Origin of the sequence: Segeticoccus rhizosphaerae (assembly GCF_009192725.1) — a bacterium.
GTDB classification, from domain to species: Bacteria; Actinomycetota; Actinomycetes; order Actinomycetales; family Dermatophilaceae; genus Segeticoccus; species Segeticoccus rhizosphaerae.
On sequence record NZ_VOHR01000016.1, the window covers coordinates 1 to 22,365 of the forward strand.

The window sequence follows — 22,365 nt, forward strand, 5'->3', positions numbered from 1 at the left end:
AGCGGCGAGGAGACCCGCCGGGACGTGGTCGCGCCGCTGGCCCGCGGCACGCAGCTGCCCGAACTGGCCGCCGGCGGACCGGTGCGGGCCAGGGCTGGTGGCCTGAACATCTCCGTCGACGAGTCCCTAGGTGGCACCCGACTGCACGCGGAGGCACAGGGCGTCCGGGTCGAGCTCATGGTCGAGCGGCTGGAGGAGCACGAGTCGCTCGGTGTGGTGGTGCCGTGGTCGGAGCGCCTCTTCCAGTACACCCACAAGGACGTGGCACGGCGGGTTGGGGGCCGGATCCGGCTGGACGGGCTCGAGCACCCTGTGCCGATGGAGGACTCGTGGGCCGTGCTCGACCACGGGCGCGGCCGCTGGCCCTACGCGGTGACCTGGAACTGGGGAGCCGGCAGCGGCGTGGTCGACGGCGCGGTCGTCGGGCTGCAGCTCGGCGGAGGGTGGACCGACGGCACGGGCGCGACCGAGAACGGCATCGTGGTCGACGGGCGTCTGCACCACTTCGACGACCTCCTCGACTGGCAGTATGACGTCCGCGCACCGATGCGGCCGTGGCAGGTCCGGGGACCGCACGTCGACGTCGTGCTGGAGCCGTTCCACCAACGGGTCGCCACGACCAACCTCGGCGTCGTCGCCTCCCGCACCCACCAGGCCTTCGGTCACTGGCGCGGCCACGTGGTCGTCGACGGCCACCGGCAGTCTGTCGAGGGCCTGGTCGGCTGGGCCGAGGAGGCACGCAACCGCTGGTGAGAACCGGATCGAGGCCGACCTCCCGGACGCGTGAAACTGCTGGTCAGCCCGCCCGCTCTTCGAGCACCCGCGCGACGAACCGGGCCGAACGCTCCCGCAGCCCCTCCACCCGGCGCCGTGTCGACCTCGACGACGGCGTAGGACGCGAGCGGTTGCTTGGGGTCGCGCCAGCCCAGGTAGTCGCGTTGCTCCCAGTCCACGGCGGACAGGTCGGGCACAATCGCCCGGTTCGCCTCGCGTCGTGTGGCGTTCACGAACGAGGCGCGGATCGCTTGTTCGGTCAAGGGAGTCATGATCGTACTTTCCGGATCGTCACGGATCCGCTGCTCCGCCGGGAGAGGGACGGGCGGGCCAGGCAAGCGCTCGACAGTCGCACCGATGCGCGGGACTCAGCGTGCGCACCGGTGTGGCACACGCCGGCCGCGCCGGGCATTCGCCGCGAACTCAGGTGCCGCCGCCTTGGTGACTGGCGTAACGTCGGAAGCACACGGCATACACGAGTCCAAGGAGTCCCATGTCCACCGCACTGTCCGCCGATCAGGTCCAGCAGTTCCAAAAGGATTTCGAGGCGGATCCGCACCACCGGGTGATGCAGAACGCGGTCACCCAGACCCGGGTCAGCGACATCGCACTGGACCGTGCCGTGGTCACCTCAATCGACCACACCATGTCCAACCTCCTGGACGACTGGAAGGTCACCAACCAGAAGAAGAGCGGACGCTGCTGGCTGTTCGCCGGTCTCAACCTGCTGCGCTCCCAGACGGCGAAGACGCTGGACGTCAAGGATTTCGAGTACTCGCAGAACTACCTGCTCTTTTGGGACAAGCTCGAGAAGGCCAACTACCTCTTCGAGGCCCTGATCGAGACCGCCGACCGCGACGTCGACGACCGGACGATCGCCCACCTGCTCTCCGACCCCACCGGCGACGGCGGCCAGTGGAACATGTTCATCGCCCTGGTCCAGAAGCACGGGCTCGTGCCCAAGTCGGCCATGCCCGAGACGCAGAGCTCCTCCGAGACGCACCCCATGAACGGGATCCTGCAGACCTTGTTGCGCCAGGGCGCCCGCGACCTTCGGGCCATCGCCGACCAGGGGCCGGATGCGATGCGCGCCCGCAAGGACGAGCTGCTGACGGGCATCCACCGCGTGCTGTCGATCCACCTCGGGACCCCGCCGGAGAAGTTCCTGTGGCAGTGGAAGGACAAGGAGGGCGGCTTCCACCGGGACGGCTGGATGACGCCGCGGGAGTTCGCCGACAAGTATGTCGAGCTTCCCCTCCAGGACTACGTCTGCATCGTTCACGACCCCCGCAAGAGCAGCCCCACCGGCAAGGTGTTCACCGTCGAGTACCTCGGCAACGTGGTGGGGGCTCCTCGCGTGACCTACCTCAACGTGGAGATGGACCTGCTCAAGCAGCTCACCATGGAGACGATCGTGGACGGCGAGCCGGTGTGGTTCGGCTGCGACACCGGCAAGATGTCCAACGGCGACCTCGGCATCTGGGATGCCGCCCTCTATGACTACGCCTCGGTCTACGGCACCGCCTTCGATCTCGACAAGGCCGACAGGTTGCTGCACGGCGAGGCCATGATGACCCACGCGATGCTCTTCACCGGTGTGGACGTCGTGGACGGGAAGCCGCGCAAGTGGCGGGTCGAGAACAGCTGGGGCGACGAGAAGGCCGACTCCGGGTTCTTCACCATGAACGACTCGTGGTTTGCCGAGCACGTCTTCGAGATCGCCGTGCGCCGCAACAGGCTCCCGCAGGAACTGCGGGATGCACTCGACGCCGAACCGATCGTGCTCCCGGCCTGGGACCCCATGGGCGCCTTGGCCGGCTGACCCTGCCGGCGCGCGTGGTGCCGGTCACCGGAGCCGGGACCAAAGTCTCGGATACGGGACGAAACCCCGGGTTCTCCCCCTATCGCAGGTCAGGTGGGCAGGAGTCTGATGGCATCCATGTCCACCAAGGAACCTCGGATGGGCCGCGCTCACGCGAGTGCGGCACCCGACCAGACGGCCCCCACCAGAACCCTGCGCGTGGAGCGTCGCTCCATCGACGTCGTGCCCGATGACGAGCGACACGGCTCGCCATGGAGCCAGTTCACCCTGTGGTTCGGCGCCAACATGCAGATCACCGCCATCGTCGATGGTGCCCTGGCGGTGGTCTTCGGTGCCGATGCGCTGTGGGCGATCATCGGACTGCTCATCGGCAATGTCCTGGGCGGCGTCGTCATGGCCCTGCACTCCGCGCAGGGACCCCGTCTGGGCCTGCCCCAGATGATCTCGAGCCGCGCACAGTTCGGGGTCTACGGCGCCGTCGTCCCTCTCGTGCTGGTCATCCTGCTCTACCTGGGGTTCGCGGCGACCGGTGCCGTGCTCGCGGGCCAGGCAGTCAACGCCCTGCTGCACGTCGACGCGACCTGGGTCGGCATCATCGTCTTCGGGGCCCTCACCGCCGTCATCGCGACGCTGGGCTACCGGCTGATCCACATCATCGGGCGGATCTCGACCGTCGTGGGCACCCTCGGGTTCATCTACCTCGCGATCCGTCTCTTCACCGTCCACGACGTCGGCAGCGCCGTGAACGTCAAGCCGTTCGAGATGGCCACGTTCCTGCTCGCCATCTCCCTCAGCGCGGGCTGGCAGCTGACCTACGGGCCCTACGTCGCCGACTACTCCCGCTACCTTCCGCGGACCACGACGGAACGCAAGGTGTTCACGACCACCTGGCTGGGCAGCGTGATCGGCTCACAGTGGTCGATGACCTTCGGCGCCCTGGTCGCCGCGGTTGCCGGCGACGCCTTTCTCAGCGAACAGGTGGAGTGGCTGGGTGGCCTCGCCGGGCCCGCCGCCATTGCCTTCCTGATCTACCTGGTGATCCTCGTCGGGAAGCTGACGGTCAACTGCCTCAACGCGTATGGCGGCTTCATGTCCTCCGTCACGACTGTCACCGCGTTCACCGGCGGACGTGGCATCTCGCCGCGGCGGCGCTCGCTGCTGATCACGGTCTTCGTCACCATCTCGGTGCTGATCGCCCTGCTGGCCTCGCAGGACTTCCTGGACAACTTCAAGAACTTCGTCCTTACCCTGCTCATGGTGTTCACGCCGTGGAGCGCCATCAACCTGACCGACTACTACCTCATCTCCAAGGAACGCGTCGACGTGCCGGCGCTCTACGACCCGAAGGGCCGGTATGGCGGGTGGAACGTCGGCGCGCTGGTCGCCTACGGCGTCGGCATCGTCGCGCAGATCCCCTTCCTCGCCCAGACGCTCTACACCGGCCCGGTCACCAAGGCCCTTGACGGCGCAGACATCTCGTGGATCGTGGGCCTGGTCGTGACGGTGATCGTCTACCTGCCGATCGCGAGACGGACGGCCAACCCTCCGGCGGAGATGATCTACCCGGCCGATCTGGAGGAGCTCGACATGAGGAAACCCGCCCCGACCGCCTGACTCGTGGTCGCCCCGCCTCGCTGCCGGCCGAATCGCAGCGGGGTGGCTCGTCCGCCGACTCACTCCTTCACAGCGCCCGAGAGCATCCCCTCGATGAACTTGCGTTGCAGCGCGATGTAGACGAGGACGACGGGAAGCGCCACGAGCACGGCACCTGCCGCGAGCAACGAGATGTCCGAGGAGTGCTGACCCTGGAAGAAGACCAGTCCGAGCGGGACGGTGCGCCGCGACTCCGAGGTCACCATGACCAGCGCGAGGAGGAACTCGTTCCACGTCCACATGAACGTGATCACCACCATCGTGGTGATGGCCGGCCTGCCGACCGGCACGAGGACCCGCCACAGCGTCGTCCAGCTCGAGCAGCCGTCGATCCGGGCCGCCTCGACCATGCTGCGCGATGCCCCCAGGAAGTACGTCCGCATCCAGAACGTGCCGAAGGCGATCGACTGTGCGGTCTGGGGCAGGATGAGCGCCCAGTAGGTGTCGGTCAACCCCGCTCCGCGCAGGTCGTAGTAGAGCGGGATGACCAGCGCCTCCTCAGGTAGCGTCAGCCCGATCAGGAACACGTAGAAGAGCATCGTGGAGCCGGGGAAGCGCATCGTGCCGAAGGCATAGGCCGCGAGCGTGGACAGCGCCGCCGACGCGACCACCACAACCACGGTCACCAGCACTGAGGAGCGCAGGTAGGTCCCGAAGTGGCCACGCTGCCAGGCGTCGACGAAGTTGCTCCAGTGCAGGCCGTCCGGGAGCGAGAAGCCCGTGTTGAGGGATGCCTGGCTTGCGAAGGCGGTCGAGAGGATCCCGAGGACCGGCACGAGCGCGATGACGGTGAAGAACACCAGGATCGCGTAGGTGACCACCCTGTCGGTGCGTGAGGTGATCACCGGCGCCCCTCGATCAGCCGCGACACGACCACGGTCACGACGAAGATGAGGATGGCGAGCGCGATGCCGATCGCCGCGGCACCGCCGACCTGTCCCACTTCGAAGGCCCGGTGGTAGACCTCGTAGGCCGGGACGCTGGTCGCGTCACCGGGCCCTCCACCGGTCGTGACGTAGATGAGGTCGAAGTTGCGCAACCCGGCGACGATCGTGAGGGTCGCGGCGACCGCGATCTGGGGACGCAGCTCCGGCAGGGTCACCGCGAAGAACTCCCGCACCGCCCCCGCGCCGTCGAGCCGGGCCGCCTCGTAGAGCTCGCGCGGAATCCGCTGGCAGCCGGCGAGGAACAGCACCATGCACAGGCCGAACTCGACCCAGGTGCCGACGATGCCGACGGCGGGCAGCGCGAAGGTGAAGTCGCCCAGCCAGGGACGGGTGATGCCGCCCAGCCCGACGGCGCTCAGGCCCGCGTTGAAGAGCCCGTCGGGGGCGAAGATCCACCGCCACGCCAGCGCCACCACGACCATCGCCAGGACCTGCGGCAGGAAGAGCACGGTGCGAAAGAACGTCATACCGCGAATCCGCATGCGCGACAGGGTCGCAGCGATGAGTAACCCGATCACGATCGGCAGCAGCGCATAGAAGAGCAGCAGGATCAGGGCGTGCACGAACGGGCCGCGCAGGCTCGGATCGGTGAACAGGGCCGTGTAGTTGTCGAGCCCGACCCAGGTGGCCGGCGTCAGCCCGTCCCAGTTGAACAGTGAGTACCAGATCGACTGGAAGAAGGGCACCAGGATGAACAGCGAGAAGACCGCGAGCGCCGGGAGGACATAGAGATACCCGACGGCCCGCGGCTCACCCGGCGCCCGGCGTGCGTAGAGGCTGCGCAGGCGGCCGAGCCGGGACCGCGAACGGACCACCGGCTCGGAACGCTGCGCCTCGCGGACCGCCTGCGTCATCCGACCGTCCTACTTCTGGTGGAACTTCTGGTAGTCGGCCTGCAGCGTCTGGGTGAACTGCTCCGGCGTGGTCTGCCCGCCGATCAGGCTCTGCAGGGAGGCGGTGATGGTGTCATAGAAGGTCGGCGTGGAGTAGTCGAGGTAGGGCACCAGACCGTCGACCTTGCTGAGGTCCTTCCAGCCGGCGACCATCTGCCCCTCGGGGCTGTCCGCCGGGAGCGCGTCGGCCGCCTTGCCGGGCACGGCGGGCAGGTTGCCGGTCTGGGTCATGACGTCGTCGGCGTGCGCGTTGGTGATGAAGTCGAGGTAGGCCGCCGCGACGTCCGGGTGCTGCGACTTGCTGGTGACGGCGAAGGCCAGGCTCTCACCCCCGGTCGTGGTCGGCTCTCCGCCCGCTTGGGCCGGCGGGGGCAGCATCAGGCCGAGGTTCTTGCCCATCGGCTTCTTCAGCACTGCGGCCTGCCAGGTGCCGGTGATCAGGTAGACCCCGGTGCCGTCCGCGAACTTCTTGGACGCATCGTCATATCCGAGCCCGTTGGCGCCCTTGGTGAAGTAACCCTTCTGCGCCCAGTCCTGCAGGACCTTGGCCGCCTTCACGGTCGCGGAGTCGGTCCACTTGGCATTGCCGGTGCCGAAGACCAGGTTGCGGACATCCTGCTTGCCTGTCGTCTGTGCCTGGATCACCCCGAAGGTGTGGATGGCCGGCCACTTGTCGAGGTTGCCGAACTCGATCGGCGTCTGACCCTTGGCCTTGATCTTCGGCAGTTGGGCGGCGAAGTCCGACCACGTCTTCGGCGGGGTCAACCCGAGTGACTTGAGCTTGGACTTGTTGTAGTAGACGGTGATGTACTCGCCCATCTGTGAGATGCCGTAGAGCTTGCCCTCACCGAAGTGCTGGAAGTCGTCGCTGACCCGGTTGAGATCGAGCAACGTCTTGGGGTAGCGCTGCTCCCAGCCGTAGAGCTTGGCGTACTTGTCGAGGGGCACGAGTTGCCCGGCCTTCACGAAGGTGACCATGTCGGGGTAACCCTGGTTGGCCTCGACGACGTCGGGCGGGTTCTTGCCGGAGAGCGCGAGCCGGAGCGTGGTCTTGAGGTCGGAGAAGCTCTTGGACGTCCGGTTGATCGTGACGTTGGGGTACTTCTCCTGGAACTCCTTGTTGAGCTGGGTCATCTCGGCGTTCTGGCCGCCCCTCACCTCCTGGTCCCACACGTTGAGCGTGACCTTGCCGCCCTTGGCCGGGTTGGTCGCCACGCTCGCCTTCGGCTGGCCGGTGTTGGTCGCCGGCGAGTTGTCGGACGAGCCGGGCGCCGAGCAGCCCGCCGCCACCAGCGAGGTGCTCACCAGCGCGAGCGTGACAAGGGCGCCGAGTCGGCGTCGGGGATGGGACATGGTGGTCTCCTTCGGTCAGCGTCCGCGCCGAGCGGGGCGGGCAGGGTCGGTCGGTGGCTTCTCCAGCGGCGCCGCCCAGGGCGGGTCGTGGTGGGCGCCCCGTGCGAGGCCGACGTCGGAGAACCGGGCGATCGTCGCAGCCGCGCGGCGGACGCCGCTGATCGGCCCCACCGGGAGCAGGTCGTCCAGGAATCCGTAACGGCGCACCAGGGACGTGTGGTAGGCGTCCTGGCCGCCCTTGTCGCGTATGCCGTGCCACCAGTCGGCGAGGTCGCCCCAGCCGGGTGCGGCGAGTGACCCGCCGAACTGTTGCACGGCCAGGGCGGAGCAGGCCGTCGCGAAAGCCAACCGGTGCTCCAGAGGCCAGCCGGACAGCGTGCCGAGCACGACACCGGCACCGAAGACGTCGCCGGCTCCGGTCGGGTCGAGCGCCGGCACCCGCAGGGCGGGGGCGTGCGCCTCCTCGCCGGTCGTGGAGTCGATCGCGACGGCGCCGTTCGCGCCGTCGGTGACCACGGCGAGTGGAACCTTGTCGGCGAGGACGTAGAGGGCGTCCCGGACGCTGTCGGTGTGGGTGTAGGCCATCGCCTCGGCGGCGTTGGGCAGGAACGCATGGCAGTGGCCCAGCTGGTCGAGGACGGCTGGCGACCACGTGCCGGTCGCGTCCCACCCGACGTCCGCGAAGACCAAGGCTCCCTCCTCGGCTGCCCGCGCCGCCCAGGCATCATCGTGGTCGGCCCCGACGAGCTCGTCGGCGGTGAGGTCGACCATGACCGCACGTGATGGCGGCGGCTTGCCGATCATCTCGCTGGGGGGCACCGGTGCCGCGTGCCCGTGGGAGACCATGCTGCGGTCGCCCTTGGTCGCCATCGACACCGTGACCGGTGAGTGCCAGTGCTCGAATCGCTCAGAATGAGAGAGGTCGACGCCTTCCTGCTCGGACAAGGTGCGCCAGCAGAACTCGCCGTAGTCGTCGTCGCCGAAGGCGGCCGCGAGAGACGTCCGGAGCCCGAGCCGGCTGGTGGCGATGGCCAGGTTGGCGATGCCTCCGGGACACGATCCCATCCCCTGGGCCCAGACCTCGGTGCCGTTCGAGGGCAGCGTGGCCAGCCCGGTGAAGATGATGTCGAGGAACACCGTGCCGTGCAGGAAGACATCGAACTCCGCGCCGGGGTCGGCGAGGACGGGCGAGCCGTCGGTGTCTTCGAGCATCTGCGGGAGACCTTCCTTCCGCTCCTGGCTGGGCGTCGCGACTTCTCCGAGGTTAGCTGTCGGCGGCTGCGCAGAACAAGGCCTTACCGCGCAATGCTGCGCATTTCTGCGCGTCTCTGTTGCTACGGTGGAGGCATGTTGCCCCACCAGCGCCACGTCGAGATCGTGCGGCGGTTGCGTGGCGAGGGCGTCGTGGCGGTCCACGAGCTGGCGGCTGCCCTGGGGGTCACCGCGTCGACGGTCCGCCGCGACCTGGCCCGCCTGGACGAGCGTGGTTCCGTCCGCCGTGTGCACGGTGGGGCGTGCCTACCGGACGACGCCGACGACGACCGGCCGTTCGAGGTCGTGATGCGGTCGGACGCCCCCGACAAGGACGCCGTGGCGCGGGCTGCGGCCGAGCTGGTCGCCGACCACGAGGTCGTGCTGCTCGACATCGGCACCACGGCCGCGAGTCTGGCCCGCCGGCTGCGCGGCAGGCAGATCACCGTGGCCACCTCGAGCCTCGCGGTCCTCGACGTCCTGCGGGACGATCCGGTGGTCGAGCTCATGCTGCTCGGTGGGATGGTGCGCCGCCCCTACCTGTCGATGGTGGGGGTGCTCACGGAGGACGCGCTCGCCCAGGTCCGGGCGGACCGCGCCTTCCTCGGCACGAGCGGCGTGCGGGACGACGGGGCGGTGCTCGACAGCACCAGCGTCGAGGTCCCGGTGAAGCGGGCCATGATGCGGGCTGCCGAGCAGGTCGTCCTCCTGGCCGACCGGCACAAGTTTCCCGGCACGGGGGCGCTGCGGGTGTGCGACGTGGGCGACATCGACGTCCTCGTGACCAATGAAGGAGCCGACGAGAGGTCGTTGCGCGCGTGCGCGCGCGCCGGTGTGGAGGTGCGACTGTCATGAAGCTGACCATCCTGGGAGGCGGCGGGTTCCGGGTTCCGTTGGTCTACGGCGCCCTGCTGGGCGACACGTCGGAGCAGCGAATCCGCGACGTTGCCCTGTACGACGTGGATCCGGTTCGGCTCGAAGCGATCTCCCACGTGCTGGCCCAGATGGCGCAGGGCCACGACACGGCGCCGACGGTGACGACCAGCACCGACCTGGACGAGTCGCTGCGCGACGCACGCTTCGTCTTCTCCGCGATCCGGGTGGGCGGCCTCGGGGCGCGCACCGCGGACGAACGGGTCGCCCTCGATCTCGGGGTGCTCGGCCAGGAGACGACCGGGCCGGGCGGAATCGCCTACGGGTTACGCACGATTCCGGTGGCCATCAACGTCGCCGAGCGGGTTGCCGCGGTCTGCCCGTCGGCCTGGGTGATCAACTTCACCAACCCCGCCGGCATGATCACCGAGGCGATGCAGGCAGTCCTCGGTGACCGGGTGGTCGGCATCTGCGACTCCCCCCTCGGTCTCGGTCGGCGCGCCGCGCGCGCCCTGCACCTCGACCCGTCCCGCACCTCGTTCGACTACGTCGGGCTCAACCACCTCGGCTGGCTGCGACGACTCATGTATGACGGACACGACCAGTTGCCGAGGCTGCTCGCCGACGGGGATGCGCTGGGCCGGCTCGAGGAGGGGCAGCTCTTCGGCGCCGAGTGGATCCAGTCGCTGGGCATGCTTCCCAACGAGTACCTCTACTACTACTACTTCACGCGCGAGGCGGTCTCGGCGATCCGTGGTGGGCCGCAGACGCGTGGCGAGTACCTGTTGCAGCAGCAGGAGGACTTCTACGCCCGCGTCGCGACGGATCCGGACCTCGCTCGCCAGGAGTGGGACCGCGTGCGGCGCGAGCGCAACGCGACCTATATGTCCGACGTCCACGACGAGGAGGACGAGCGCGACCCGGCGGACGTCGAGGGAGGCGGTTACGAGGGGGTGGCTCTGGCCCTGATGGCGGCCATCGCCCGAGGCGAGTCGACCACGATGATCCTCAACGTCCGCAACGGCTCCAGCGTGCCGGGCCTGCCCGGTGACGCCGTGGTCGAGGTGCCGTGCGCGGTGGGCTCGTTCGCGCCCCGCCCGCTGGCGACGGCGCCCCTGGGCCTTCCAGAGCTCGGGCTGGTGCAACAGGTCAAGGCAGCCGAACGACTGACCATCGAGGCGGCCCGCACGGGATCGGCCAAGGTGGCCGTCCGGGCCTTCGCCACACATCCCCTGGTGGACTCGGTGGGCACGGCCCGCGTGCTGCTCGAGGGCTACCGGTCGAGGATTCCCGAGCTCGCGGTCCTCCGCTGACGCGCAGATCCCCCCTGCTGGGCTCCCGGGACCATTGACCGCCGAGTTCTGCGGGTCTAGCGTCGGACGGTGCACATTTGAGTCATCGTGATCGAGTGCGTGGGTGGGACGACGCTGCTGACCTCGACGGGGTCCCGCTCTCGAAGGAGCAGCACATGAAGAAGACCCGTGCCCTGGGGGCTCTCGCCACCTGCGCAGCCGCAACCCTCGCCACCGCGATGACGATGCTACCGACCGCCGCCGCGAGCCCAACCTCCGCTCCCCCCGGATCCGTAGCGAAGACAACGGCGTCCGCAACGTCCTTGTCCTCGGCCGCCCACCACGGCAAAGGCTACGTCGCAGGCAAGAACACCAAGATCAACGTCATGGGCGAGTGGGCGCACCCCGACGACGACACGAGCATCATCGGGCCGTGCGGCGTCTGGCACGATCGCTTCGGCACGAAGTGCGGGATCATCATGATCACCCGCGGCGAGGGCGGCGGCAACGCGGTCGGCACCGAGTCCGGACCTGACCTCGGCCTGCGCCGCGAGAACGAGGACCGCGTCGCCCACTACCGCTCCGGCACGATCGACATCTACAACGTCGACCGGGTGGACTTCTTCTACAACCAGAGCGCGCCGCTCACCCGCTCCATCTGGGACGAGCACGAGACCCTGCGCCGCGTCACCCGGATCATCCGCACGACCCAGCCCGACGTCTACGTGGGCTTCACCCCCACCCTGGCCGCCGGTCACGGCAACCACCAGGACGCGGGCCGGCTGATCTGGGAGGGCATGCAGGCCGCCGCGGACCCGACGATGTTCCCCGACCAGCTGCGTGGTCCGCACGCCCTGGCCACCTGGCAGGTCAAGAAGGTCTTCTCCGGCGGCAGCACGGCCGGCACCGGCGGCACGACGACCAGCGCCGACTGCACGCAGGGCTTCACGCCGACCCCGGGTCAGAACCTCGACACGGTGACCGGCGTGTGGACCGGCTACGACTCGCCATACCTCTGGCCGCAGGGCAACCTGCAGGGCCAGCCGGCGGGATCGGCCAAGATCTGGCAGCAGGTCGCCGACGAGGGCCGCTCGGCCTACCCGACCCAGAGCCGGGTGATGTACCAGGGCACCTCACAGCCCGCCTGCCCGAGGTTCGGCATGACCGACGCCTTCGTGCCGTTCCAGCCCAACACGTCACCGGACGGATCGCCCAACCCACTCGCCGGCAGGGACGACGCGATCCTGCTCGGCGCCACGAAGCAGGATCCTGGCGGTCTGCCGCTCGGCACGCTCGAGCACCTGACTTTCTCCCGCTTCTACAACGTCCCGGGTGTCCCCTTCCAGGCGACCCTGCACGTGAAAGCGCCTGCCCACCAGTCGATCCCGCGCAGCACGGTGTCGCTCACCGTGCCGGACGGCTGGTCCGTGGACGGACCCAAGCACCTCAATCGGGTCACCCACCGGCGTGAGTCCACCGTGACCTTCACGGTGACTCCGGGAGCCGGCGCCACGGTGGAGCAGAACGCCAAGATCTCCGCCCTGCTGCGCACCACGCACCAGCGCAGCGGCTACACCGACAACGTGGTGCGCGTCGTCTCGCCTGCCGAGGGTCGGTTCCAGCGCTGGGGCAAGTGGGCCGAGTACGACCAGTGGCTGGAGCAGACCGCGCCCGAGGCTCGGCGCCTGGGTCGGTCCGACGCCGTGACCACGATCGGGCTCGGTGAGAGCGCCGACGTCCCGGTCGTGGTGCACAACTGGTCGGACACCCCGCAGAGCGGCGAGGTCTCGCTCGACCTGCCCTCCGGCCTCACCGCCGACACGACCTCCACGTCATACGGCCCGCTTGCCCCGGGGGCCGACACCACAGTGACGTTCAGGCTGACGAGCACCGCCAGCACGCTGCCCGACGGCCAGCTGTATGACGTGCCGATCACCACGTCATTCAGTGCACCGGCCGGCACCGGCAGCGAGACCTTGAGCGTGTCGGTCGTGCCGGACACCGCGATCCCGCAGGCGAGTTCGGTGCCGACCGTCGACGCCAAGCCCGATCCAGGCGAGTACCCCGGCCCCAAGCTCGACATCGGCCGGATCTGGCAGGGTGACCGATACTGCACCGGCGGCACGGCCGACTGCGGGGTCTCCGGCACCGGCGACCCGGACAGCGACTACGCCCAGGTCAGTCGGGCCGACGACGCGCTCTACTTCTTCGTGCACATCCGCGACGACTACCAGTCGTATGCCGTGACGCCGCGTGAGTGCGTGGCGCACTGGCTCGCCGACTCGGTGGAGTTCCAGATCGACCCACGGGGCAACGCATCCCAGGTCAACATGGACACGGCCAACACCTTCAAGCTCGGCGTCTTCCCTTACACCAACGACCCGTCGAACTCCAACGGCAACGGCGTCAACGGCCCGTGCTGGGAGCGCGATGCGGACAACCACCAGGGGTACTCGACCGGCCCGTTGGCGGACACGGTCGCGGACGCCCCGAACGCACCCGGGGTCGAGGTCGCCTCATCGGCCACCTGGGTCGGGGACAACCAGACGACGACCGACCACGCCTACACAGGCGGCGGCTACGACCTGGAGGTCAAGATCCCGATGGCCGACCTGCCGGCGGCCGTCGACCCGGCCCACATGGGGCTGAACATCACGCCCTACGACAACGACGACACGGCGGCGGCCGGCACGACGACCCTGCGGCACATCGACAACAGCACCCGCCTCGGGTGGTCGGCCTTCGGCAGCGTGCAGTCCGACCCGTACCGATGGGGACAGGCGACCGTCGAGGGCTACACCCCACCGCCGGGACGAGCGACCACTCCCCCCGCGCCGATCCTCGGGCACCCGAACCTGGATGGGGTGAACTCGCCCCAGACGATCTGGCAGTCCGCACGTGACGGCGTGCCGATCGCGGGCCGGACCCCGGCGCCAGCAGGCGACCGGATCACCTGGGTGGGCAAGCCGGTGCTGACCTCCGACGGTGCACGGATCGCCTTCACCGCCACCGGGCCGGGCAGCGCCCACCTCTTCCTGTGGACCGGCGCCGTGGGTCAGATCCCCGTCTACCTGACGAGCTGCCCGAAGGCCGCCGACCCGCCGCCGGACTGGGGGCTCACCCCCTGCTCGGTCACCGACGGAGGCATCCCCCCGTGGTCGCCCGACATGAGCGGGCGAGTGCTCGGCGACGCGATCGTGACGGTGCACGGCGGTCGCCAGCACATCACGATCCCTCTGGGCAGCGCGGCACGGAGCAAGCTGGCTCACGGCGGCCGGGCGCTGATGTCCTTCGAGACGGCTGCGGGTGCGGTGCAGGCCTTCGACGTCGCTGCCCGACGCTGACAGCACTCAGGCCGCTCCGGCGACACCTGCGCCTCGTCCGACGTATCTGGGCGGAGCCGACCCACTCCTGAACCACTGAACCGGCGGCACCGGGCAACCTGCTCGGTGCCGTTCGGTCGTGCCCGGCGGGGGGAGGCCGTCCTGGAAGAGCCAGCGGCCTCGTCTGCTCCAGGAAGCTCGCGGTTACCAACGTCCGGCGGTGGCCGGACGTCTCAAGTACGGAAGCAGGAGATACCGCTTCCAGCCTCTCGGGGAGGTCATTCGATGACACACACCATCCGCAGCCGATCTGCCGCAGCAGCACTCACCGCCGCAGCCGGTCTCGCGCTCGCCGTCACAGCCGGAGCACCGGCGCAGGCGGCACTTGTCGCGCAGTCGCCGACCGGATCCAGCATCCACGCGAGTCAGGTGACCGCCGTCAGCGCCACCACGTATGCCGACCGGCTGGTCCGGGCGTGGGGCCGTGGCGATTACTCGGCCACGCGCTACTACGCCACCGCCGCCGTGACCGACAAGCTGTTCGACCAGGCCGATCCGGGCGGTATCCACTGGCGGCGGACCCGCGTGGAAGGAACGGCGGGCACCATCTACGCCACCTACCGCGACGAGGCTCGCGGCGGCACCCTCACGGTGGGCGTGAGCGACATCGCGCTGCATGACGGCAACCCGGCCCACTCCGTCTACACCGCGCTGTTCGAGGACGAGCCGGCCTCCCTGGGCGCGGTGGCGTGGGCCGACCACCTGGTGCGCGCCTGGGGTCGTGGCGACCACTGGACAGCGTCCTACTACGCCACACCCGACGTCCTCTCCCAGTTGTTCGGTTATGCGAATCCCGGTGGCTCGCACTGGGACCGGGTCAGCGCCCAGGGTGCGGCAGGCACCATCTTCGTGACCTACCGCAACACGGCCACCGGCGCGCACCTGACACTCGGCGTCAGCGACGTGGTCCTGGGTGAGGGCGGTGCCCACGCGGCATACACCCTGCGCTTCTGACCCACCTAAGTGGGAATCTTCGTGAGGTTCCGGCCCCAGGCGGGCACCAAACCTCACGAAGATTCCTTACGGGCCGTCGCCCGGCCCCGCGCGCCGCCCCGGTGGCTACTTGAGGTGCTTCATGGTGATGCGGGACAGCGGCCGGACCAGCAGGATCATGACCAGCGAGAGGCCCACGGCCACGAGCGCGTCGGCCGCGTGCTCGAGTCCGAGCGTCATCGGGGACGCGGTCGGCAGCAGGGGCAGGGTGACGGTCAGGGCCAGCAACGTGACCAGGAACGCACCGGGGACCTCGCGATCGGCCACCAACCGCAGTGCCAGCAGACCCAGGACGCAGACGAGAGCCACCAGCACACCGGTCGGCAAGGTCAGCCGGGACAGCGGCGCGAACACCACGACGCCGACCAGGGCGCCCACCAGGCACCGGACGGCGCGCTGCACGAGCCGTGCCCGGCCTCCGCCGCCGGACAGCACGAGCACGACGAGCAGCACTGGCCAGAACGGGTGCCGGTCGGCGGTCGCGTGAGTGAACGTGCTCGCCAACAGCACCGCGATGTAGACCTCCACGAACCTCCACGACGCCACCCATGCCCGGGGCCGGAGCCCCGCCGGCCGCGAGGTGGCCGGGAACGCTCCGGTGGCGCGGCGCCCGACATACAGCGAGTCCACGAGACCGGCGAGCACCCCGATCAGGCAACCGAGTCCGACGAGCAGCAGCGTCGGGCGAAGGCCGAGGTGGTGCATGCCGAGCAACGAGCCCACGTCAACCATGAGCGCCAGGGGCCAGGGGCCGGGGGCCCCGAGCGGCAGCGCCGCGTCGACGACGGTGGCCAGCACCGCGACGATGAGGTTCCAGAGGATGAGCGTGAGGAAGACATCGGCGACCTGGTAACCGGTGGCGATGGCGAGCAGGAGCAGGAGCGCGGCCGTGACCAGGGTGGCCGCCCGGCGCGCGGCGGGCAAGCCGGCGCCGAAGAGCGCGATGCTCGCGCCGAGCCCGACCACCAGGCCATCGGCGAGGCGACCGGCTGCCGCGAAACCGATCAACGCGAGCAAGGCCGGGGAGAGCAGTCGTGCACGATCCGCCCAGCTCACGGACGCACCTCGAGCCCGGGTGGGTTTGCGCGTCCTGCTGCTCATACCTGACCGTTCATCGGACCACTTCCCGCCCGCGGCCCTGGTGTGCCGCGTCCACCGGGGCCGACGATACCGCTGTCAGGCCAGGCCCATGGCCCCCCGCAACAGGTCGTGGTCGAGGGCGTGTGCGGTCACTCCTTCGCGCCCGACGGTGGTCGTCGCGGCAACCAGCGCGTTGACGATCGCCTCCTCGGTCGCCTCGACGGTCAGGTCGAACAGCGGCGTCATCAACTGTGGGGCGACCATGCTCACGCGGACCGGTGGTGGTGCGCTGCGCGGGTCCCCCCCGGCGACGTAGGAGGGCAGCCCCCGGTTGCCGGTCGAGAAGGTGAGCACCAGGTCACCGCTGTACTGCTCCCCGACACCACCCATCCGGCCGACGCCGAGCGCCGCGCGCTGGGCGAGTCGGCTGCACTGGTGCGGCAGCAGCGGGGCGTCGGTCGCGACGAGGACGATGATCGACCCGCTCCCGGGTGCGTGACCCCGGGGTGCCTCCGGAAGCGGCACGGCCTCCGGACCGATCCGCTCCCCCACGGGAACACCGTTGATCCGCAGCCGTTCTCGCCGTCCATAGTTTGCCTGGACGAGGACGCCGACCGTGTATGCCGTGCCACTCACCTCGAGCACGCGCGAGGAGGTGCCGATCCCTCCCTTGAAGCCGTGGCAGATCATGCCGGTGCCGCCGCCGACGCAGCCCTCCGCGACCGGCCCGCCCCGGGCGGCGCGCAACGCCTCATCGACGTGCTCCGCCCTGACGTGGTGCCCGTTGATGTCGTTCAGCAGACCGTCATACGTCTCGCCGACCACGGGCAGGCACCAGTAGAGACCTTCGCCCCGCTCGCGCACCTGCGCCTCGACGAGCGCGTCGCGCACCACGCCGACGCTGTGCGTGTTGGTGAGCCCGATCGGCGAGGTGAGCTCGCCGGACTCGCGCACCCACTCCAGACCGGTCATCTCACCGCTGCCGTTGAGGCGGTGCGTGCCGGCGAAGACGGGTTCGGTCCAGATGCATCCGTGGGGCAGCACCACGGTCACCCCGGTGCGCACGACCGGCGCGCGATCTGCGGCATCGTGATCCCCTCCGACCAGCGTGACGTGGCCGACCTGGACGCCGGCCACGTCGGTAATCGCGTTGAGCGGTCCCGTCGGGTGGTCTCCGATGACCACGCCCAGCTCTCTTGCTCGCATGGCTGCTGACTCCTTCGATGTCGGCCTTCTGGTCGGGCACAGTGTCCCGGACCGGCACCACCCGGAGCGGCCGGGTAGGTTGCGACCAGGGTCCCTTCTCACGTTCGCAGCCCTTGGAGCGTCTACCGGGTGATGGACACCAAGCAACCGTTCGAGCAGGTGGTCGCGCGACACGGCGCGACCGTGCTGCGCGTCTGCCGAGCCGTGCTCGGCCCCCACACCGACGCCGAGGACGCCTGGTCCGAGACGTTCCTCGCGGCGCTGCGGGCCTGGCCGGATCTGCCGGCCGACGCCAACGTGGAGGCCTGGCTGGTGACGATCGCGCACCGCAAGGCGATAGACGTGACCCGCCGCCGGGAGCGTCACGCCGTCCCGGTCGAGCGCCTGCCCGAGGAGCAGTCGACGCTCGGCCTGCCCGACGAGTCGGCAACCGGGATCTGGGCGGCGGTGGGTCAGCTCCCGGTCAAGCAGCGGCAGGCAGTCGCCTACCACTATCTCGGAGGCCTCCCCTACCGCGAGGTCGCCGCGATCCTCGGCGGCAGCACCGACGCGGCCAGGCGCGCCGCCGCCGACGGCATCCGAAGCCTGCGCGCCCGGTGGGACCGGGCAGCCACGGTGAACACCGGCTCACGTCTCGACCGATCGGTGCGTCTACGGGGCACACCAGGAAGGAACCCGTCATGAACACTCTCGACAGCCACGACGCCACACCGGAGCTCGTGCAAGCACTGCACGACGCCACCGACACCAGCGACCCCGCCCGGATGACCGAGCTGCACCGCCGACTCGAGGCCGAGGCGAGCCGCGACGGCCTGCTCGACGTCGCCTACACCACGATCGACACCCCGGTGGGTCCGCTGCTGCTGGCCGCCACGGACAAGGGGCTGGTGCGCGTCGCCTATGCCCGTGAGGACCACGACCTCGTGCTCCAGGCGCTCTCGGAGAGGGTGAGCCCCCGAGTGCTGCGTGCTCCGAAGCGGCTCGACCCGGCGGCGCGAGAGGTCGACGAGTACTTCGCCGGCCGACGCACGGCATTCGACCTGCCGCTGGACCACGCCTTGTCGAGCGGCTTCCGGCTGACCGTGCAGCAGCACCTGTCGGAGATCGCTTACGGGCACACCGCCTCCTACGGCGAGGTGGCGCGGCTGGTGGGCAATCCCAAGGCAGTTCGCGCCGTGGGAAGCGCCTGCGCCACCAACCCGCTGCCGGTCGTCGTCCCCTGCCACCGGGTGCTGCGCTCCGACGGGTCGCTGGGCGGCTACATAGGGGGTCCGGACGCCAAGACCACGCTGCTGGGTCTGGAGCGCGCGGCATGACGGCCACGACGGAGGGTGACGGCGGGCACGACGTCTGGAGGGAACGCGTCGGCTCCGGCGACTGGGCAGCGATCACCGACGAGCTCGACGAGTACGGCGGGGCGCTGCTGCCGCAGCTGCTCTCGCCGCAGGAGACCCGCCAGATCCGCGAGCTCTACCCGCGCGACGAGCTCTTCCGCAGCACCATCGACCTGGCACGCTACCGGTTCGGGCGGGGCGAGTACCGCTACTTCAGCACGCCCTACCCGGAGCCGATCGAACGGCTGAAGCAGGCGCTCTACCCCCGCCTGCTGCCGATCGCCCGCGACTGGTGGGCCAAGCTCGGTCGGGAGACACCGTGGCCGGACACCCTCGACGAGTGGCTCGACCTCTGCCACCGGGCCGGCCAGACCAGGTCGACGGCAATCCTGTTGAAGTACGGCGAGAAGGACTGGAACGCCTTGCACCGCGACCTCTACGGCGAGCTGGTGTTTCCGCTGCAGGTCGTCATCAACCTGGGTGAGCCCGGGGTCGACCACACCGGCGGCGAGTTCCTGCTGGTCGAACAGCGGCCGCGCGCCCAATCACGAGGCACCGCCACCCTGCTCCCTCACGGCCACGGCTTCGCCTTCACCACGAGGGACCGCCCCGTGGAGTCCAAGCGGGGCTGGTCTGCCGCCCCCGTGCGACACGGGGTGTCCGCCATCAGGTCCGGCGAACGGCATACGCTCGGTCTCGTCTTTCATGACGCCGCGTGAACAACGGTCCAGGAGATCAGGGCACCATGCAGCCACTCTTCGGTGACGACCTCGTCCCTCGGCCGAGGCGAGAACTGACACCCGGCGCCACCTGGGTGCCGGGCTGGCTCTCCCTCGAGCAGCAGCGCTGGCTTGTCGCCCGATACCACGAATGGGCAGCCGGACCGGTGCCGGCCCGGGGCGCAAAGGTGCGCGGTCACGAGATGAGCGTCAAGACGGTCTGCCTCGGATGGCACTGGCGGCCCTACGAGTACACCCGCGAGGCAGTGGACGTGAACGGCCACCGGGTGCTCGACTTCCCCGACTGGATGGTGCGGCTCGCGCGCCGGGCGCTGGTGGAGGTGAGCGGCGACGCGCACGCCGCTGACGGCTACACCCCGGACACGGCGCTGGTGAACTTCTACGACCTCGGGGCCCGAATGGGTCTGCACCAGGACAAGGACGAACGCGCGCGGGAGCCGGTGGTGTCACTCTCGATCGGTGACACCTGCCAGTTCCGCTTCGGCAACACCGAGAACCGCGGGAAGCCCTATCAGGACATCGATCTCGCGTCCGGGGACCTCTTCGTCTTCGGCGGTGCGTCTCGACTCGCCTACCACGGGGTGCAACGAACCTACCCGGGGACAGCCCCCGAGGGCTGCGGACTCGACACCGGGCGGATCAACATCACGATGCGCGTGACCGGCCTCTAGCCGGGGCCGGCGGCGCGCTTCATGCGCCCATGTCCACGGCATTGACCTTGACCGGCCGGAGCGTCACGACCACCCGCGTCTGGCCGGGGCCGTCCATCTCACGCAGGTCGGAGTGGTACTTCGCACCCACCCGATCGGCGAAGGTGTAGTCCGGGTCGGGGCTGAGCTCGGCGTCAGCGCGCATCTCGAGGTAGCGGTAGGGGTTGGCCACGTCCAGGACGAAGAAGGTGCAGGAGGGCTGGCGCTCCAGGTTCTTCGTCTTCTGCCGGGCCGTGTTGAGCGAGAGCCGCACCGTCTCGTCCTCGGCGAGAAACCACAGCGCGGACAACTGCGGTCGCCCGTCCGGCCCCACGGTCGCCAGGGTCGCCACCTCGGCGTCCAGCAGGTAGCGATGTGAATCGGGGATCGAGGTCATGTGCACTCCTTGGGGGCTCGAACGGCGCGTCCGACGGCGCCGGTCACCACTGCATTGTCCTCCACCGCCGGAGGTGCCGCTCACGCGTTCGAGCTCGCGGCACCGGAGCGCCCGTGCAGCACGCCGGCCAGGACGAGCACGAGGACACCGGCGAAGGGGACGACGAGGAGTCCCACCCGGAGCGAGGTGGCGTCGGCGACGAGACCGACGAGAGGCGGCGACAACAGGAAGCCGAGCCGCATGAGCCACGAGACGAGGGTCAGCCCGGTGCCGGGTCGCAACCCGGGCAGTTCATCAGCCTCGTGCATGGCGGCCGGCACCAGCGTGGCCACGCCGAGACCGGCCGCGGCGAAGCCGGCAATCGTGCCGGCGACCGTCGGCCACGCCAGCGCCAGGCCCATCCCCGCCGCCACGAGGGCCCCTCCCGTGCGGGCGACGGCGCGCTGGCCGAAGCGGTCCACGAGCCGGTCTCCCAGGACCCGTCCGACGAACTGCGCGGCCACCAGCGCGATGTACCCGGTCGCGGCGAGCGCGGCGGGCGCCTGCAGCGAGCCGTGGAGGTAGACCGCGGCCCAGGAGCTGCCGGCGTCCTCCACCAGGGTGCCGCCGATGGCGATCAGGACGAGAGCGGTCACGATGACGGCGATCCGGGGGCTCACCTTCGGGCGCAACCGGCTTCGGCTCCCACCGCCCTCGGCGGAGGGCTCCGCCGAGGAATCGGCGTCGTGGCGCGGCAGGCAGAACCGCAGCGCCACCAGCGCCACCCCCGAGAAGAGGGCTGCGGACACACCGAGGTGGACACCGATCGGGACGCCCAACGCGATCGCCCCAGCGGCCATCGCGCCGCCGAGGACCGCGCCGCCGGACCACACCGCGTGGAAGGAGTTGATGATCGAACGACCGTAGCGACGCTGGACCCGCAGGCCGTGCGCGTTCTGGGCAACGTCGGTGCAGGCGTCCGTGGCGCCACCGAGGAACAGCGCGACACCGAGCCACCAGACCGAGGGTGAGAGCCCCGCGACCAGGACGGCCAGACCGGTGAGGATGGTGCCGGTGACGGCAACCTGCGCCGAGCCGATTCGCCGGATCACCACTCCGGCGGCCAGCCCCGCCACGATCGCACCCGCCGGAAAGGCCGCCACGGCCAGGCCGTAGGTCGCGTTGTCCAGCCCCAGTGCCGCCTTGATCTGCGGATAGCGCGGCAGGAGGTTGGCGAACAGCGCGCCGTTGGTCAGAAACAGGGCCGCGACCGCGACCCGCGCCCGCCGGTCACCGGGGTCGGCGGCCGCCCGGGAACGTGCCTCCACCGCCATGCCTCACCTTCCTGTCATCGCCCGGCTTCCTTGCGGGGGCTGCCCGGGGGCTGCGGGTCGGTTCGGTGACCACACGTCATACCAACGCCAACAGGACCACCGCCCGATCGGGAGGTGGCCCTGACTGGTGGAGCTGAGGGGACTCGAACCCCTGACCCCCTGCATGCCATGCAGGTGCGCTACCAGCTGCGCCACAGCCCCGCGCGAATTGCTCACGTGGACGCCCCCGATGGGGACCGACAGAGTGTATCTGCAAACACCACCTCGACAGCAAATCGGGAGGTCCCCGCGGGCGAATCCCCCGATCCCGTCGACAGACAGGCACTGGCCATGGGACGTGCTGCCCCGAGGGCGAGCCGCGGCCCGCGACGT

At 69.8% G+C, this 22,365-nt stretch carries 20 protein-coding genes and 1 tRNA gene; 11 read left to right on the plus strand and 10 right to left on the minus strand.

The window, feature by feature from the left end; translation table 11 throughout:
* Positions 1-753 (plus strand): DUF2804 domain-containing protein (locus tag FRW57_RS02770; protein WP_152185229.1); only part of this gene is annotated, 753 nt, incomplete at its 5' end.
* On the opposite strand, the gene FRW57_RS02775 is transcribed toward FRW57_RS02770, so the two are convergent.
* Positions 663-1,046 (minus strand): FBP domain-containing protein, encoded by a 384-nt coding sequence (locus tag FRW57_RS02775; protein ID WP_152185230.1) that lies wholly within the window; start codon positions 1,044-1,046, stop codon positions 663-665. The genes FRW57_RS02770 and FRW57_RS02775 overlap by 91 nt on opposite strands.
* Before the next feature lie 221 nt (positions 1,047-1,267).
* On the opposite strand from FRW57_RS02775, the gene FRW57_RS02780 reads away from it, so the two are divergent.
* Positions 1,268-2,596, plus strand: a complete 1,329-nt coding sequence (locus FRW57_RS02780) for a C1 family peptidase (protein WP_152185231.1) — start codon at positions 1,268-1,270, stop codon at positions 2,594-2,596.
* Positions 2,597-2,734: 138 nt separating this feature from the next.
* Positions 2,735-4,210, plus strand: coding sequence for a purine-cytosine permease family protein (locus FRW57_RS02785; RefSeq protein WP_152185245.1), 1,476 nt, complete (start codon positions 2,735-2,737; stop codon positions 4,208-4,210).
* A 59-nt stretch (positions 4,211-4,269) separates the two neighbouring features.
* Here FRW57_RS02785 and FRW57_RS02790 read toward each other — a convergent pair whose 3' ends face one another.
* Genes FRW57_RS02790 through FRW57_RS02805 form a run of 4 tightly spaced genes read right to left on the minus strand, consistent with a single transcriptional unit; the run spans position 4,270 to position 8,654 of the window.
* On the minus strand, positions 4,270-5,094 hold the full coding sequence (locus tag FRW57_RS02790; RefSeq protein ID WP_203230189.1) for a carbohydrate ABC transporter permease: 825 nt from the start codon (positions 5,092-5,094) through the stop codon (positions 4,270-4,272).
* Positions 5,091-6,050, minus strand: a complete 960-nt coding sequence (locus FRW57_RS02795; RefSeq protein WP_152185232.1) for a carbohydrate ABC transporter permease — start codon at positions 6,048-6,050, stop codon at positions 5,091-5,093. Before FRW57_RS02795 ends, FRW57_RS02790 begins: the two co-directional genes overlap by 4 nt.
* 9 nt (positions 6,051-6,059) lie before the next feature.
* Positions 6,060-7,442, minus strand: coding sequence for an extracellular solute-binding protein (locus FRW57_RS02800; protein WP_152185233.1), 1,383 nt, complete (start codon positions 7,440-7,442; stop codon positions 6,060-6,062).
* Positions 7,443-7,457: 15 nt separating this feature from the next.
* Complete coding sequence (locus tag FRW57_RS02805) at positions 7,458-8,654, minus strand: PfkB family carbohydrate kinase (RefSeq protein ID WP_152185234.1); 1,197 nt, start codon at positions 8,652-8,654, stop codon at positions 7,458-7,460.
* A 135-nt stretch (positions 8,655-8,789) separates the two neighbouring features.
* On the opposite strand from FRW57_RS02805, the gene FRW57_RS02810 reads away from it, so the two are divergent.
* From FRW57_RS02810 to FRW57_RS02825, 4 genes are all read left to right on the plus strand, one after another.
* The gene (locus FRW57_RS02810) at positions 8,790-9,548 is read left to right on the plus strand and encodes a DeoR/GlpR family DNA-binding transcription regulator (RefSeq protein WP_137121630.1); all 759 of its coding nucleotides are present in this window, start codon (positions 8,790-8,792) and stop codon (positions 9,546-9,548) included.
* The gene (locus FRW57_RS02815) at positions 9,545-10,879 is read left to right on the plus strand and encodes a 6-phospho-beta-glucosidase (protein ID WP_152185235.1); all 1,335 of its coding nucleotides are present in this window, start codon (positions 9,545-9,547) and stop codon (positions 10,877-10,879) included. The genes FRW57_RS02810 and FRW57_RS02815 overlap by 4 nt, the downstream gene beginning before the upstream one ends.
* A gap of 155 nt (positions 10,880-11,034) precedes the next feature.
* A complete protein-coding gene (locus tag FRW57_RS02820; RefSeq protein ID WP_137121628.1) occupies positions 11,035-14,202 on the plus strand; it encodes a PIG-L family deacetylase in 3,168 nt (1,055 codons plus the stop codon).
* A 264-nt stretch (positions 14,203-14,466) separates the two neighbouring features.
* Positions 14,467-15,195 (plus strand): hypothetical protein, encoded by a 729-nt coding sequence (locus FRW57_RS02825; protein WP_137121627.1) that lies wholly within the window; start codon positions 14,467-14,469, stop codon positions 15,193-15,195.
* 105 nt (positions 15,196-15,300) lie between these two features.
* Here the strand turns inward: FRW57_RS02825 and FRW57_RS02830 are convergent, their stop codons facing one another.
* Positions 15,301-16,290 carry an FUSC family protein gene (locus FRW57_RS02830; protein ID WP_162529239.1) on the minus strand — a complete coding sequence of 330 codons (990 nt, stop codon included), beginning with the start codon at positions 16,288-16,290 and terminating at the stop codon, positions 15,301-15,303.
* 120 nt (positions 16,291-16,410) lie between these two features.
* Positions 16,411-17,520, minus strand: a complete 1,110-nt coding sequence (locus FRW57_RS02835; protein ID WP_152185237.1) for a DmpA family aminopeptidase — start codon at positions 17,518-17,520, stop codon at positions 16,411-16,413.
* Between the two features lie 132 nt (positions 17,521-17,652).
* Between FRW57_RS02835 and FRW57_RS02840 the strand changes: the two genes are divergently transcribed.
* The 4 genes from FRW57_RS02840 to FRW57_RS02855 are packed head-to-tail and all read left to right on the plus strand — an operon-like array spanning position 17,653 to position 20,265.
* Positions 17,653-18,204 carry an RNA polymerase sigma factor gene (locus tag FRW57_RS02840; protein ID WP_152185247.1) on the plus strand — a complete coding sequence of 184 codons (552 nt, stop codon included), beginning with the start codon at positions 17,653-17,655 and terminating at the stop codon, positions 18,202-18,204.
* Positions 18,201-18,836, plus strand: coding sequence for a methylated-DNA--[protein]-cysteine S-methyltransferase (locus FRW57_RS02845; RefSeq protein WP_152185238.1), 636 nt, complete (start codon positions 18,201-18,203; stop codon positions 18,834-18,836). The genes FRW57_RS02840 and FRW57_RS02845 overlap by 4 nt, the downstream gene beginning before the upstream one ends.
* Positions 18,833-19,573 (plus strand): 2OG-Fe(II) oxygenase, encoded by a 741-nt coding sequence (locus tag FRW57_RS02850; RefSeq protein ID WP_137123530.1) that lies wholly within the window; start codon positions 18,833-18,835, stop codon positions 19,571-19,573. The genes FRW57_RS02845 and FRW57_RS02850 overlap by 4 nt, the downstream gene beginning before the upstream one ends.
* Before the next feature lie 26 nt (positions 19,574-19,599).
* Positions 19,600-20,265 (plus strand): alpha-ketoglutarate-dependent dioxygenase AlkB family protein, encoded by a 666-nt coding sequence (locus FRW57_RS02855; protein WP_152185239.1) that lies wholly within the window; start codon positions 19,600-19,602, stop codon positions 20,263-20,265.
* 19 nt (positions 20,266-20,284) lie between these two features.
* Here the strand turns inward: FRW57_RS02855 and FRW57_RS02860 are convergent, their stop codons facing one another.
* The 3 genes from FRW57_RS02860 to FRW57_RS02870 all read right to left on the minus strand — a co-directional run bounded on the left by FRW57_RS02860 (position 20,285) and on the right by FRW57_RS02870 (position 22,194).
* On the minus strand, positions 20,285-20,680 hold the full coding sequence (locus FRW57_RS02860; protein WP_137123210.1) for a PPOX class F420-dependent oxidoreductase: 396 nt from the start codon (positions 20,678-20,680) through the stop codon (positions 20,285-20,287).
* A gap of 80 nt (positions 20,681-20,760) precedes the next feature.
* Complete coding sequence (locus tag FRW57_RS02865; protein ID WP_137123209.1) at positions 20,761-21,993, minus strand: MFS transporter; 1,233 nt, start codon at positions 21,991-21,993, stop codon at positions 20,761-20,763.
* A gap of 125 nt (positions 21,994-22,118) precedes the next feature.
* Positions 22,119-22,194, minus strand: a tRNA-Ala gene (locus FRW57_RS02870).
* Positions 22,195-22,365 lie beyond the last annotated feature (171 nt).